Source organism: Pseudomonas sp. AP3_22 TE3818, from assembly GCF_053628995.1.
Map to the genome: position 1 here is coordinate 1,547,154 of NZ_JBRJHL010000001.1, position 14,889 is coordinate 1,562,042.

Annotated in this window: 10 protein-coding genes and 1 pseudogene; 4 read left to right on the plus strand and 7 right to left on the minus strand. The window is 52.9% G+C overall.

Annotation, left to right across the window (positions count from 1 at the left end; all coding sequences use genetic code 11):
* Positions 1 to 84: 84 nt before the first annotated feature.
* Genes AB7M25_RS07230 through AB7M25_RS07245 form a run of 4 tightly spaced genes read right to left on the minus strand, consistent with a single transcriptional unit; the run spans position 85 to position 7,287 of the window.
* Entirely contained in the window at positions 85 to 2,160 is a 2,076-nt protein-coding gene (locus tag AB7M25_RS07230) for an AIPR family protein (protein ID WP_454237116.1), read from the minus strand.
* Complete coding sequence (locus AB7M25_RS07235; protein WP_454237117.1) at positions 2,157 to 3,140, minus strand: PD-(D/E)XK motif protein; 984 nt, start codon at positions 3,138 to 3,140, stop codon at positions 2,157 to 2,159. The genes AB7M25_RS07230 and AB7M25_RS07235 overlap by 4 nt, the downstream gene beginning before the upstream one ends.
* Positions 3,130 to 5,820 (minus strand): Z1 domain-containing protein, encoded by a 2,691-nt coding sequence (locus AB7M25_RS07240; protein WP_454237118.1) that lies wholly within the window; start codon positions 5,818 to 5,820, stop codon positions 3,130 to 3,132. The genes AB7M25_RS07235 and AB7M25_RS07240 overlap by 11 nt, the downstream gene beginning before the upstream one ends.
* Positions 5,821 to 7,287, minus strand: a complete 1,467-nt coding sequence (locus AB7M25_RS07245; protein ID WP_454237119.1) for an ATP-binding protein — start codon at positions 7,285 to 7,287, stop codon at positions 5,821 to 5,823.
* 311 nt (positions 7,288 to 7,598) lie between these two features.
* On the opposite strand from AB7M25_RS07245, the pseudogene AB7M25_RS07250 reads away from it, so the two are divergent.
* Positions 7,599 to 7,987, plus strand: a pseudogene (locus tag AB7M25_RS07250) (hypothetical protein).
* A gap of 81 nt (positions 7,988 to 8,068) precedes the next feature.
* Here the strand turns inward: AB7M25_RS07250 and AB7M25_RS07255 are convergent.
* Complete coding sequence (locus AB7M25_RS07255) at positions 8,069 to 8,578, minus strand: BRO-N domain-containing protein (RefSeq protein ID WP_454237120.1); 510 nt, start codon at positions 8,576 to 8,578, stop codon at positions 8,069 to 8,071.
* Positions 8,579 to 9,155: 577 nt separating this feature from the next.
* Here AB7M25_RS07255 and dcm point away from each other — a divergent pair.
* The 3 genes from dcm to AB7M25_RS07270 all read left to right on the plus strand — a co-directional run bounded on the left by dcm (position 9,156) and on the right by AB7M25_RS07270 (position 12,563).
* Positions 9,156 to 10,592, plus strand: coding sequence for a DNA (cytosine-5-)-methyltransferase (dcm, locus tag AB7M25_RS07260; protein WP_454237121.1), 1,437 nt, complete (start codon positions 9,156 to 9,158; stop codon positions 10,590 to 10,592).
* 167 nt (positions 10,593 to 10,759) lie between these two features.
* Positions 10,760 to 11,971: a type II restriction endonuclease gene (locus AB7M25_RS07265; RefSeq protein WP_454237122.1), complete on the plus strand. Its 1,212-nt coding sequence runs from the start codon at positions 10,760 to 10,762 to the stop codon at positions 11,969 to 11,971.
* Between the two features lie 160 nt (positions 11,972 to 12,131).
* Positions 12,132 to 12,563 (plus strand): very short patch repair endonuclease, encoded by a 432-nt coding sequence (locus AB7M25_RS07270; RefSeq protein WP_454237123.1) that lies wholly within the window; start codon positions 12,132 to 12,134, stop codon positions 12,561 to 12,563.
* 84 nt (positions 12,564 to 12,647) lie between these two features.
* Here AB7M25_RS07270 and AB7M25_RS07275 read toward each other — a convergent pair whose 3' ends face one another.
* Positions 12,648 to 12,872 (minus strand): DUF2188 domain-containing protein, encoded by a 225-nt coding sequence (locus AB7M25_RS07275; protein ID WP_454237124.1) that lies wholly within the window; start codon positions 12,870 to 12,872, stop codon positions 12,648 to 12,650.
* Between the two features lie 480 nt (positions 12,873 to 13,352).
* Positions 13,353 to 14,600 (minus strand): ribonucleotide-diphosphate reductase subunit beta, encoded by a 1,248-nt coding sequence (locus tag AB7M25_RS07280; protein WP_007978181.1) that lies wholly within the window; start codon positions 14,598 to 14,600, stop codon positions 13,353 to 13,355.
* Positions 14,601 to 14,889: the final 289 nt, after the last annotated feature.

Consider the following 14,889-nt stretch of genomic DNA (forward strand, 5'->3'; position numbering starts at 1 on the left):
CTGGATCTGTGGATACGGCGATTCATCTTCATCTTGAAGGTCGGATTGCCTCCTGCTCGGCAGGATACTTTAGCTTTGGCTGTCCTACATATCTTCGACTGGCATTCCTTCCTCCGCCATTCGCTTCACAAGCAGCTTAACTGCATTCTTATCCGGCCTCGCCAAGTTGATGTTTCCTGATCCGAGCTTCTGAAGGGCCCTGTCGGCCTTTGGCGACAGAAATCTACGCTGCTCTGCAGTCCGACGGATAATTTCGGCCTTGGGCACTAGCATGTGAAGGAGCACGTCGAAGTCGATTTCACGATCGATCCTTGCAGACGACTTGGCTTCCTTTTTCTCTTGCGTCATCTCGTTTGCGTCGAGCACCAGATGATCAGGTACGGCTGGAACGTTAAACTCTGCAGCCTTGATATTTTGCCAGCAAAGTTCCATTTTGCAGTACTCACCGACGTTCCGAACATTTGCAGAAGTACTTCTGAAAGCGGCAGCAACCTGTGGGGCAAGAGAGGCGATTAGCTCTTGAAGCTCGTCTGGGACGGATTGAGTATTCCAGATTTGCCCCCAGTTTAGGCTTGCCTTCCCTTGGCGATAGATCTCCTCGGTGATCCAAGAAAGTGTGTAGGCAACTGTCTGGGATTTATAGCCGCGGTCATCTTTGTACCAGTCGGAGCCAGCAACATGCTTGTCGGTCCAGCGGAATATCAACCCCATCGCGCAAGCATTTCTATACCAAACTTCGTTAAATTGGGTAGGTGCAGACTTCCATGCCTTCGCGGTTTGATCAGCGAAGGCCATGAACGCTTTTTGCGCTCCTCTGGATACAATGTAAGGCTTCATTTCAAAGCTCAGGACATATTTCGCAAGATCGGTCTTTTCGATAAGTTTATCCCTCGGATACTCCAGCTGATATTTTCTCTTTCCTGCCACGGAGGCGTACGCCATGCCGTCACGGTACTGCCCGCGCGCGCGCTCATAGAACCATTTGTCGCCCGTCATCGCGCCGTTCTGAGGCGGTGCGGTCATTATCCGGGAGTAACGCTCCATTTGCAGATGGAACGGATGGCTCGAGAAGAAGTCTGCCTCTGATATACGATTCTGAGTGTTGGCGTACCGCGAAATTTTTGGTACTACCTGATCGATATGGGCAGGTGGAACTACTGAGAGTTTCATTTGCACGTGGACACGCTCGAGCGGTGAATTTGCGACATCCTTTGCGTATAGGATAGACGCCGTCGTCTGGCCGCCATTCACGATCTGAAGGTTATGAATAGCTGCGATTCCTAGCTGCCCGTCTTCGAGTGTCTCGAGCTTAACCGCCGATGCGGTCGCGGTTAGGCCGTTGTTGTAAGCAAAGAACATCTCCGGCGTCTTCTTGATCGTTTCAAGAATACCTTTGTTCACCTTCGTCTTAGCCTGGAGATAGGTCCGGACGTTCTGTTCGAGCAGTCGCGCTCCGTATAGACCGTAGATTTCAGCAAGCACTGGGCCTGGAATGGCAAGAAGGTAGGATTGATGTTCCTCGGTGTTTGTCGATGCCTTGAGGCAGGCAACAGGCGCTCCGGCAATGTCTGCGATATTGACTTCGATAGACTCTGGAATTCGAAAGCTTTTCTGGATTTCGAAATAGCGAATCGCGTCAAGCACGCTATAAACAATAGGCAGTCCGCCTACTTGCTCGTCTAGCTGCGGCGGCCGTTTGGTCGCCAGACGGGCGTTGGAAAAAAGGATTATGCGAACTCTCTTGATGAGATCACGTGCTGAATAGATGGGATAGGCCGCGGCAAACGCTGGGCTTGTTTCTTCAATTGAATTGATGAACACCGATGAACAGGCATTCTCGAAGAAGGCGGTGGCTTGCTTGAACGCTGAGGTTAGGCGGTCATTTTGTAGAGATTCCAGTTCCGTTCCGTCCCGGTAATCGCAGACGGCGAGATAAAGCGTTCCGCGATCGGTATCAAGCCCGTAGCCGTCGATTCGGTATGGCCGCCGTCCACCTTCCTTGTGACTGTGGGTGTACTCCAAGTCGATGGTGTCACCGTTGTCTGACGCCGCTGCGGCATAGAGCTCGAAAAAAGCCTCTTGCTGGAAGATACCCCGTGCCTCCGCTTCTAGAAGAATATCCTCTCGTAGCACTTCGAATACTTCCTGCAACTCGCTCATACTTCGATTCCCTCGAAGGCATCATCCTGGCTGATGATGAAGGGAGCGCAGTCGCTCACGCGAATGCTGTAGTTAACCATCTCTACGCCCGGGCGGAGATCACCGCGCTCGATACGTGGAAATTCACTGGAGACCTCATAGAAAATGCGGTCAACGAGAACCCAGCTTTCCTCGTTATATTCCGGCCGCTCCTGATATCCCGCTTCCAGTAGAGCGATCTCAAGGAGTTCCAATGCGCCTGCACCAGCCACGGCAACAGCGTCTCGAATCTCTGAAACAAGAGCATTGAGAGTCCGAGCCGCTGGGTTGGCGGATGGCAGCGGGGCGATGCCCTGATTGCAGAGCAAGATGCGTCCCTGAACCGGATCGAGTTGATCTTCGGAAGAAATCCGGATTCGCCGGTCGGCAGTCACCACCTGCGTCTTGACCTCAATGATGGTGCTGGCGACCACGAAATCCTGCTCATGACCGCCAGGGCCATTCCAGCATTTGATGGCGGTATTCCAGCCGATGCGGTCACCAAGAACATCTCGCAGAAACAACAGTTCGCCGACCAGGCCAATTCGCTCACCTTTTGACAATAGGCGGTCGGCCCTATGGCGCAGCATCTCCTGCCAACGGTGGACTTCCTTGATGGCTTGCAGCAGCCCCTTTCCGGACTGTGTCGGTGCTAGCTTGTCGGTCGCGAGCATGAGGCTCTTGCACATAAGGGCGAAGTTTTGGAAATTGGCAGCATCACTCAGGCTCAGCATTAATCTTGAACGCCCAGAGGCCACCGGATGGACTTCGCAGGTCACTGTCGACATTTTCGGCAGATCAAGCATCCCAGGCTCCGCGCACTCGACATCGAGCTGAAAGACAAAACGTCCGTGAAAGTCGCGGCCGATCCTGAAATCGAGCGGATGGCCACTGTCAGCAAGTCGAATGTTGTAGAAACCTGGGTCAGTTGGCGGGACGATCGCTTTCCATTCACTCAGCATCCTGAGCCTCCATCATCGCTTCGGAGTCATCGTCTTCTTCTGCGACAAAGTGCTCAAGTTGCTGCCGATAGACAGCATTCACTTGGTAGGTTCTCTCTTTGGCGGGTTTACCGGTCTCGGGCATGCAGAAGGAAAGCGTGACGATAGGACCGTCAAGTTTGAGATCGTCATCACACTCGTCTCGATCGGCGCGCAGCTTCGCGCTGAAAACATGCACCAACATCATCGGCTGTTTGCGCACAGAGCAGGCGGCGCGTTCCTTCTTGTAAGTTTCAGCCCGGTAGGCAGCATCCGCCGCCGCCTTTTGTGTGTCGGATAGGCCGATCTGCGCGTCCCCGGGATCGGCGACGCGGTTCTTGCTGCCATATACTCGATAAGTACCCTTCTGAACTGTTCCTTGATCCCGAGACCTCAGATTGACCTTCTGACCAGCAAATGGAATAGAGTCGCCCGTCTGGCGCATCGGAAGTACCACATCCCATTTTTCGAGTTCATCCGTGACGCGGTCCTGAACATAGTCCCCGAGAAGGGATGTGTCGGAAATCACCGAGAGATCGGGATGATCCACGAACTGGAATTTGCGCATGAGACTGAGAACGTCGCGACCGTCTGCGGCCCAGCGAATGTAGCCCTTGTTAGTTTCAGCGGGGCTTCCTAGTGCGATGAGAAATTGTTCGACCGCATTGCGATGGGCCTTTCCGATGACGAGATCATTTAGAAGAGCGAAACCCTCGATGTGACGCGCGGAATAGTCCTGAGCAATTTTGAGCTTCTCGGCCGTCCGCATCTTGTTTGCCGCAGTTACCCGGATGGCGAGCGGGCTCTGCCGGACTTTCAGGCCGAAATCGCGCGGCGTGCGGCCTGCGGCCTGCATACGCTTGATCTCGCTTCTCAATTCTTCGGTCGCCTCGTCTACAAATTCGTAATGGTCAAAGGACACCTGCGGCAGATAGAGGCGGCAATATTCCTCATAGCCCGGTCGGTAGCCGAACCAGCGCGCCATCTGCATAAGGGTGTCGCTCGCAGTAGCGTTCCGCAGGAGATAGGAGACCGTTAGACCTTCAAGTGTTAGGCCGCGTGAAAGCGCCAGTCCGCCGATGGCGATGACGTGAAGACCTTCTGATTTGTGCAGTGAGTAATCGAGCTTGCCACCCCGCATATTGACGGTGCGGACTTCGATGGACTGGACACCTTCATTGAGGACTCCAAGCAGATCGTGCCAGTTGAGCCCAGTGTTGCCGAACTCGACCGTGAAACTGTTTTCGAGATCATCCATGATGTCATCGCTGATTTCATCGAGCGGTAGCGATGCATGGACTGAGACCGCGTCTTTGATCTCCGTAAGATATTCGTAAACGAGTCCGAGAATCTTGTCCTGGATGGCATTGAATCGGCTAACGTTGATCATCATTGAACAGTGGGTTTTACCCTTATCCTGGCGTGCTCTTATGGCCCTCGTTATGCAGAATACGCGGATGGCGTGGCGCAGACTTTCCGGGATGTCGGCAACATTGTCTCCGCTTTTGTGCCCCAGCGGCAGCAGCGTTCGATAGTCATTGATGACCTTGACCATGCTCGGGCGTAAGTCACCGCCCTCGCGGAAAATCCGATGTGAACCTGCATAATTGGTAGGCGGATCAAGCGCCTTGATAAAGTTTCCGGGAAAAAGGTCGTCCGTCGCCATTTCTTCCGTCGTTTCCGGGTCGATGAAGATGTTGGCGAACGGTGTAGCGGTATAGCCGATATATGCGGAGCGCGGAAAACGCGACAGAATCTGCCGAATGACGCCGTTGATGGCGGTAGTGCGCTTGGGGTCACTGGCTGTGTTGATCGACGCATTGTCGGCTTCGTCGTCGATCAGCAGAAGTGGCAGGTCATAACCGCCGGTCTCTCCCTGCTTCTCGATCCAGTGTGCGAGACGTTCAAGGATGGACTTGTTTTTTTTGGTAATGAAGATCATCGGCTCTTGATGGCCTGACAGGCCGAAATAGATTCCATCCGTACCGCTCGAGAAATCGGCTACCCGAGTTGTACCATAGGAGGGGATTCGCCGCGTCGCTGCATAATTCTGGATCGGCAGCGATTGCTGTGCAGCTGCGCCAAACATTGAGACCTTGCCAATGAATGTCTCGTCAATTCGTTCCTGCGTCTGGGCACGCAGTGAGTTGGTTATCCCGGCGAGCAGGACAATGACACGGTAGCCCGCGTCGGCTGCCTTGCAGATTAGAGCAGAGTAGTTGGTGGTCTTGCCCGACTGGACATTTCCCATGACCATGCCGCGAACTGCGCCGTAGGAATCGTCTTTCGGATTGCCGCATCGGTCTAGAATTTCATCCGTGTCGGAGTCGAGGGTAGCAAGCACGTGCGACGGGAGAATACCCGACTCGAGATAGTATTTACGGAGGCGGTTCCAGTAATAGAAATCAAGCCCCGGCCGCATTGTTGTGAGCCATGGCCGGTGGCCGTTTGTAATAACCGCCCCCCGCTTCTGGGTAACCGTAAAGCTCGCTTCCAGTTCACGGATAATCGTATTGATGGCTGGTTCACCAAGGTGCTGAAACGGACCGTCTCGAACGATTGAAGTGATCGCACCTTCGGGTAAGCCCTGTCCTAGGGCTATGTCCTCGCCATATTGCTGATTGATTATCGAGCGGAAATACGCAAGTTCACTATCAAACATTTACCACCACCCTTTGTCCTTGATGTGTTTTACGACGATGTCTGCTTGACTAGCCCACGGTTCAGTTGATGCAAGGAGTTCACGCAGCGCTTTCATGTCGCCGCCTGAGTGGAGCAGCAGTGAGGGGAGGGCTGTGTCGAGCTTGTCGAGAAACCTGTCCCTGTCTAGTACGCCCTGACTCATCATTTCCGGACGAGACGAATAATCCTCGCCAATGCTTATAATTGGGAAGCAGTCCTCGATGATTCCTAGCGCTACCGCAAAGGTTTTGGCTCTGTCTCTATCCTCGTCCTCTAGCATACCGGCGATCAGCGGGTGCTCGCGGTTGACATAATAGCGAACCTCACCGTTTCGCACGTATTTCGCCCAGACCGATGTTTTTCCAGCTCCTTCGCGGATTCGCCCGCCGCGGGACTGAAATACCTTTCCCGATTTGCTCTTGAGTCCGCCGACGATGTCTTTCAAACGGCTCTTGAGCCCTGAGGGAAGCTGTGCGTCTGCCTTGTCGAGCGTGATCTTCCATATCTCATCGAGGGAATTGGGGATGTTGACGGCGATCCGGACAAGTTGCGACAACTCGCCGTGCCTCACAAGTCGAAACCAGGTTCCGTGTATGATGAGCCGGTGCTGCCGATAGACATAGAAACCTTGATTGCGAACGAAACCTTCTTCACCGCTGAGCTGATCGTGCTCGCCCGCAGTTATCTTCGAATAGTGCGGTAGGATGAAGGCCTGCACCTCAATTGGCTGGCCACCGAGGATAAGCGTTTCCTTCGGCTGGGCCTGCGTCGCATCATGGTGGCGCAGGAAAGGATCTGTTGGCTTCAGCGCGCTACCATTGAAACTGATTCTGAGTTTCCGAAGGCCTTCCTCGCCTCCCAAATATCGATGGAAGATGAGCGACAGCTGCTTTTGGGCGTGCGCGACTAGATCGTTGAAACCCTTGCCGCCAACTTGACCATATTCGGACAGGCGATCGCACACGCGCCAGATGATCTCCGTCCCGTCGCGCTCAAGCAGCCGCTGATCGGCCAGAGCTTCAATCTCATCGGACTCAAAAATTCCCATCTTCCAGTCGGCGATATCATCCAGATTCCAGGACGCCCCGGACAGAACACCATTCTGTCTCGTGACGACGGTCAAGTGTCGGCATTGTGAAAGTGATGCCGACTTCATGCCCCACCCGAAACGGCCGAGGTCATCAGGAGCCCGTTCCTCATTGGGATTGGTGCTGGCGGGTCTCATCGCCCGATGAAGTTCGACCGCCGTCATTCCGGATCCATCGTCCAGAATCCTGACCTCGGGCCCATCATCCTTCCGGATGCATTTGATATCGATGCTGTAGGCTCTCGCCTTGATGCTATTGTCGAGAAGATCGGCGAGAGCACTCGACAGGTCGTAACTCCCAAAGCTACGCGCCGACGTCATCAGCGCAGACGCGTCAGGAGGATTATTTTCATGCCTCATATATCCCCCACTCAATTCGCCACAAGACGCTGGGGAAAAGCCCCTGCTTAAAGATTTTTTGTCTTCGACCAGCCCAAGCGGATCTGAAATTCGGTGGTTGTCGATAGCCCTCGAATGTGGCATCTGCCACTTAAAATCACACTACTATAGTAGCAAATTGCCTTTTTCGCTGTTCGCAGACGTCTATATGTGTGGGGACGAGCCTGCTCGCGATTCCCAAAAAAACAACGCAATATCCCATGCTGACGCGAGCCTTATGGGTGACAGATGCTTCATTAGTCACACGCAGTCATTGGAGACCAGAATGGAACATTTCAAATAATGGAACTGCCCCCCATGCAAAAACCCACTCCCAAATCATCGAACGCCTGAACAACCGCCGCTTCACCGTAGCCGGCAACACCCATGGACTCTCCTGTGTAGGCAGCGTCTTTCACTACAAGGTCGAAGGCAACGCAATTTCAAGCACTTACCAAGGCGGCCGAATCCGCACGGGCCTCCAAGTAGGCCGCGTGACCGGCCCCGATACCATCGAGCTGCTTTTTCACTGCATCACCAACGAGGGTGAGATTCTGGCCGGCTGGTCGCGTGGCACGGTGGGAGTTGATGAAGCAGGGCGGACCGACGCTGGTGTGTATGGGATTGGTTGTCGGGTGCGGAGGGTGGTGGGGAGTCGAGTTATGTGGAGGTTTTGAAGTAGCGATTTGGGATTCGCTGATTAGCACAGAAAAATCCGCTGCTTGAAAACTCAAGGAGCGGATCGTTTGATGAATTTGAGCATTCAGAATCCGCGCATCAACCGTGAAGCCTTACGCCACCAGGATTCATGCTGGTTGAAAGGATTCTCCGCCAACACACACGGCATATCTCGCAGTCGAATCCACGGCTCATCCTGCCAATGCAGCATGCAGAGCGACATCTTCGGCCAATCCAGCACGCTCAGCATTGGACGCTCGACCGTTCGTGATGGCCGTGCATCACGAAGCGCGGGCACAACCTGATGAGTCAGCCACTCACGCAGCAATCGATATTCAGGGCAGTAGTGATAAATCAACAGCGCATACACACCTGACTCGCTCACCATCAAACGCTCTTTAGCGGCGCCATAGAGGTCAACGAGCATCATTTGCCTCTGGTCCGCATCGAGTTTGCGCGTCACGCGCTCATCAAGGTGTTTGCCCATCAGCCGCCCTAGATCATGCGCGCAGAACCACGCTTGGTTCTCCAAAAGAAGGGCATGCAGGTGGACGTTGTGACGAGTGAAAAGGGTGGGTTCGAGTGATTCAGGCATGGCGGGCCTCCTGGAGCGGAAGCGCGTGGTCGGATCTGTGGGTACGGCGATTCACCTTCATCGTGTAGGTCGGATAGTCAGGCATTTCCTTTACCTCTGGCTGCTTTCTTAGGGCATTCGTTAAGGGTGTCGGGAGCTAAGAAACCCACCAGAGACGGGCCGGACATATTCCCCTTTCGGGTCTTGTATTCGCCCACTCCCGACATAACGGGGATTTTCTCGCAGGCGTAGAGAAACCGCAGACGAAAAAAAGCCGCATGACTGTCGGGTGCGGAGGACCGCTCTGGTTTTTAGAGTTTCTTAGGCTCGGAGCTGAGGGTAGGGGGGATCATGGATAGCCGTCAACCAGCGACTTTTCCTACAGCTTATGAGGCGAAACGAAATCTGGACAATGTCGCAGAGTAAATTATGCTGTGTTTATATCCAGTATATGTTTGCCGTTGATCTTCGCCATTCCTCCAATCCGTGTCGTCACGACTCATCTCACGGAATCCAGGAAATTTCATTTACTTTGAAGTTTACGGGGCTAGAATGGTGACCATTCGTCACAGCTTTGACCCAGAGGGAATTCCAGCTCATGAATCTTTTTGAAACACCATCTTTTGAATCCTTGAGCGAAACGACCTCGGGTTCCCATGAGCCTGATACTCATCCTGTTACTGACCTTGCTCTGCTGCATAAGCTGCTCGAGATCTACGATCAAGGGCAGTTAGCCGAAATTCTCAACGATGTAAGCCCGAGTCACTGGTGTCGTGAAACCATCAATCGCTGGATCAAGGGGAAGGCCTCACCGAAGCTCTCCCACATTGAGTTCACTCGTCTTGAGGATTTGTTGCCCAAGCGCTTGAACCACAAACCGTCCTTTACCTTTATCGATCTTTTTGCCGGTATCGGCGGTATCAGAAAAGGGTTTGAAGCGATCGGCGGCGAGTGTCTGTTCACGTCCGAATGGAACAAATACGCAGTCAAAACCTACAAAGCAAACCACTTCTGCGATCCGGCTCGTCATCGTTTCAATCTGGATATCCGTTCGGTCACGCTTTCAGACAAGCCCGAAGTCAGCGACGAGGAAGCCTACAAGAACATTGATCGCGAAATCCCTGATCACGATGTCCTGCTGGCAGGCTTCCCATGTCAGCCATTCTCGCTTGCAGGTGTTTCGAAGAAAAATTCATTGGGGCGCAAGCACGGTTTCGAATGTGAGACCCAAGGCACTCTGTTTTTCGACGTTGCCCGAATTATCGCCGCGAAGCGTCCGGCCGCATTTTTGCTCGAAAACGTGAAAAACCTGAAAAGCCATGACAAGGGCAATACGTTCCGGATCATTTGTGAAGCGCTGGATGAACTGGGTTACGAAGTTGCAGATGTAAATGCGCCGAAGGGGGCAGATCCCAAGGTCATCGATGCCAGGCACTTCGTGCCACAACATCGCGAGCGAATCGTGCTGGTCGGGTTCCGTCGTGACTTGAATGTTCACCAAGGGTTCACGCTGAGCGACATCAGTAAGCTCATACCGAAGCAGCGACCTAGTTTTGGTGATCTGCTCGATAAAAACGTGGACGAGAAGTACATCCTTACTCCAAAGCTTTGGGACTACCTCTACCGGTATGCCGAAAAGCATCGCGAGAAGGGCAATGGTTTTGGCTTTGGCTTAACTCGTCCAAACGATGTTGCTCGTACGCTCTCGGCGAGATATCACAAGGATGGTTCGGAAATCCTGGTCGACCGCGGGTTTGTGGATACGTTGGACTTTAACAGTGAGTTGAATCAACTCAATCGCCCGCGTCGATTGACTCCGCATGAGTGCTCACGCCTGATGGGTTTTGACAAGCCGGGGGAAAGCAAATTTGTGATTCCTGTGTCCGATACCCAAGCGTATCGCCAGTTTGGCAACTCAGTGGCAGTTCCTGTTTTTGAGGCAGTGGCTCGGTTGATGAAGGATCGCATTTTGGCAGCAAAGGAAAAAACTGCTGACAAGGAGCGTCCACAGTTGGAATTCGCTCTTCCTGAGTAATCAGTCGTACCGTTCAACAAGCTGATGAGTAAAGGCCTGAGCGATGGAGGCAGGCCTTTATGTAATCTCATTATCCCTCCGCTTGGGGCTTCACTCAGAAAGGCGATTCTGCGAACCTGTCGAAAATACTTACTTTTTGACTCCTCAATTGTTCAGCGGACTTACCCATGACAAGCCTTTCCCAATGGATTGAAGACAAGAACCAGGATGAGTGGTGGATATTCATCAAGCGGCTGTCTGCCAACGACACAGGACTCACGGGGGGGAATGGGGTAGGTATTTATGTGCCCAAACCTGTTGTAGCAACAGCGCTACCGTCCATTTCGAGCACCTGCTGCCTGAATCCTGACTGCAATCTGACTGCACAGATCACCTCACATGGTTTTCCAGAGCAGACGCTGAGAGGCATTTACTACAACAATCGCCATTTCGAAGGATCAGGTAAGCGCAACGAGCACCGTTTGACGAGATGGAATACAGATTTTAGAAACAGCCCCGCCCAAGATCCCGAGAACACGGGAGCATTAGCGATCTTTGCATTTCATGTGCCCCAGTTGGGGCGAGATTCCGAGTTTCTAGATATCTGGATATGCAAGGGTCTGGAGGAGGAGGAGTTTGTCGAGAACAAGATCGGCGAAGTGATTCCCGGCAGCTCGCTTTTTGAGAGAGGGGACAGACTGTTCGCTGGTTTCGCAGCAGGCTCAGATAAAGAACCTAGCCATGTTGCGATACCTCGAGACTGGCAGGATAGATTCCCAAGTGGCGAAGAAATTATTGCCTATCTCCCGTCGGTATTTCGTTTCGGCAAGACAACGCCTGATGAACTCATCATCGAGCGGCGTGACAACGAATACAAACTGTTCCGCCAAATTGAAGAACTTCATATTCTGCATCGAGTTCAGAAGGGGTTCGTTTCCGTTGACGAATTCATGCAGGTAGCGAACTCGGTAAGCAACCGGCGTAAATCAAGGTCTGGTAGATCTCTAGAGATACATCTTGAGCATCTTTTTCGACAATTCGGACTTGGGGAATTTAGTACCCAGTGCAGAACTGAAGGTAACAAACGGCCAGACTTTATCTTCCCTTCATGTGCTGATTATCATGACCCTGCGTTCCCTGAGCAGAATTTGCGCATGTTGGCAGTCAAGACAACCTGCAAGGATCGCTGGCGGCAGGTTTTGAATGAGGCTAACAGAGTGGACAGAATTCATCTTTTTACGCTTCAAGAGGGTGTTTCTCCTCATCAATTTGCAGAGATGAAGGATGCGAACGTCAAGCTAGTGGTTCCTAAGCCATTGCATACGAAATACCCAGATGAGGTTCGTGACAAACTTATGACGCTGAATGATTTCATCGTGGAAACCAAAGATATACGCTGACACACCTAAACACTGATGTCTTCGGGGGGGGGGGCAAGGATATTAGCCCCAGGCCTCACCTCGATTCATGATCGAGGTGAGGCTATTATTTCAAAAGTTAGTTCGATATGACGGGTAGCTAAACCTTGCTTGGTAATGAGGTTTTCTAGGTAGATTTGATATGGACGTAGTTGATTCAGCAACTCGATCCAGAATGATGTCCGGCATTCGCGGAAAGAATACTACCCCGGAAATGCTGGTCAGAAGGTTCCTGCATGCTCGGGGTTATCGCTACCGAATCCATAGGAAAGATCTTCCTGGAAAGCCAGACCTTGTACTTCCTCGTCTGAAAGTCTGCATTTTTGTCCATGGTTGCTTCTGGCATCGCCATCCGGGTTGCGTCTACGCAACTACTCCAAAAACACACCATGAATTCTGGAAGGAAAAATTTCAGAAGAATGTCATCAGAGATTTAGCCAATATCGACGCTCTTGAATCTGCCGGCTGGCATGTTCTGATAGTTTGGGAATGCCGTCTTAAGAACGATCCCGACACTTTGGAGGGACTGGTGGAGAAATTGCGCGTTATCGCCTTGGACCAATCAGCATGCTGATGGCGTAGGCAGAGGTCTCTGAGTAAGCTCGAGAAGCACTGCTTGCTCTGTAGCAAGAGTTGGCTCTTCCTTGAGCCGATACAATTAACCCTTGGGAGGAAACGGGTCATTTCCGTAGGTATTGCGCTCTCTAATTTGCCCATTCTGTCCGTGAATGAACATTTCGCTTCCTTGGTTTTTTGCGATCTCGCGCGCGAGCTGAATAGCTTCCGCTTGCGTGGTCACAACCTTTGTTGCCTTTGAGTTTCCTGCGCCTTTGACGGCCCAGTCGTCTCCATGTGGAACTACATGCTGATTTTTCTTGGACATGATCAAGATCCTCTCAATATGGATGTCTGCATTGGCAAATTTGCCTAGCTTGCCGATTTACAATGGAAACAAAATTTCTTACGAAACCCATTCTCCGACGATCAGCCATTGACACCGCTCAAAGGTGGTCCATAATCACGCCCCGCATTTCCCAAATGCTTTCGTGATTGTGGGTTTCCCCCGATTACGGCCCGTACGAGTGGGCTTTGTTCACTAGTACGGTCAAGACCCACAGCACTCGCTCCAACGGTTGCTGTGGGTTTCTTGTTATTGCCTCCTCATCTTTTTGCAATCTCTCGAAAGCAGACGCCTAGGCTATTCGTAGCTACTTCTGTGGGAAATGTTCAGTGGTTGGCCGTTCTGCACCAGAAACACCGAACAGAAGCCGCTAGTCTCAATGACTGCGACTTCGTTCTGACTTACTTTAAGTTCAGAAAGTACGATGGGCCGCCTCAATACTTCAGGCTGTGCACTCAGAAATCAATCCCAGCTCAAAGCCCCACCAGTCTGATACTCAATAACCCGAGTCTCAAAGAAATTCTTCTCTTTCTTCAAGTCCATAATCTCGCTCATCCAAGGGAACGGGTTAGTGGTCCCTGGATACTCTTCTTTAAGGCCGATCTGCGACAGACGACGGTTAGCGATGAACTTCAGATAGTCCTCCATCATCGCCGCATTCATGCCCAATACCCCACGAGGCATGGTATCCCGCGCGTATTCGATCTCCAGCTGAGTGCCCTGCAGAATCATCTGCGAAGCTTCTTCCTTCATTTCAGCATCCCACAAGTGCGGGTTTTCGATTTTGATCTGGTTGATCACGTCGATGCCGAAGTTCAGGTGCATGGATTCGTCGCGCAGGATGTATTGGAACTGCTCGGCGACGCCGGTCATTTTGTTGCGGCGGCCCATGGAGAGGATCTGGGTGAAGCCGCAGTAGAAGAAGATGCCTTCCAGGACGCAGTAGTAGGCGATGAGGTTGCGCAGCAGTTCTTTGTCGGTTTCGACGGTGCCGGTTTCGAACTTCGGATCGGAGATCGAGCGGGTGTATTTCAGGCCCCAGGTGGCTTTTTTCGCGACCGATGGGATCTCGTGGTACATGTTGAAGATTTCGCCTTCATCCATGGCCAGGGATTCGATGCAGTACTGGTAGGCGTGGGTGTGGATCGCCTCTTCGAAGGCCTGGCGCAGGATGTACTGGCGGCATTCCGGGTTGGTGATCAGGCGGTACACGGCCAGGACCAGGTTGTTGGCAACCAGGGAGTCGGCGGTGGAGAAGAAGCCGAGGTTGCGCATCACGATGCGGCGCTCGTCGTCGGTCAGGCCTTCCGGATTTTTCCAGAGGGCGATGTCGGCGGTCATGTTGACTTCTTGCGGCATCCAGTGGTTTGCGCAGCCGTCCAGGTACTTCTGCCAGGCCCAGTCGTACTTGAATGGCACGAGTTGGTTGAGGTCGGCGCGGCAGTTGATCATGCGCTTTTCGTCAACGGCGACACGGGCGGAGGCGCCTTCGAGTTCGGCGAGGCCTTCGGCGACGTCGAGCGAATCCAGGGCGGCTTTGGCGCGGGCAACGGCGGCGGAGTCAGCGGCGGTCACGGCACGGGCTTCCAGGGCGGCGGCACCGCCGGCGCTGTCGAGACGGTCCATGTTGGCTTCGGTGGCGTGGCCAGCGTTGGCGCTCTTGACTGCTACTTCCGTGTCTTCTTTGTCGAATTCGTCCCAGCTCAGCATGACGTGTCGTCTCCTGCGTGAGGGCCAGAGTGCCCGTGTGAAAATGGATAGGTTGGTTTTTCACACGGCCTTACTGGCCGCGTTGGATCTAAAGGAATCGTTTTTTGCAGCAGCTATACGCAGGCATCAAACAGAATTTTGTACGGGGTTCCGAGAGCCACTGATGGGCGCAGCAAGCGGCAAGCGCCTGTGCGGGGCTTCAGACTGGCTTTTCATCCCTGTAAGGGGATATTGCAGGCCCGTTTAAGGCCGCATTATAGGGAAGTTTTGCGTGCTGTGGTGCGGCGAA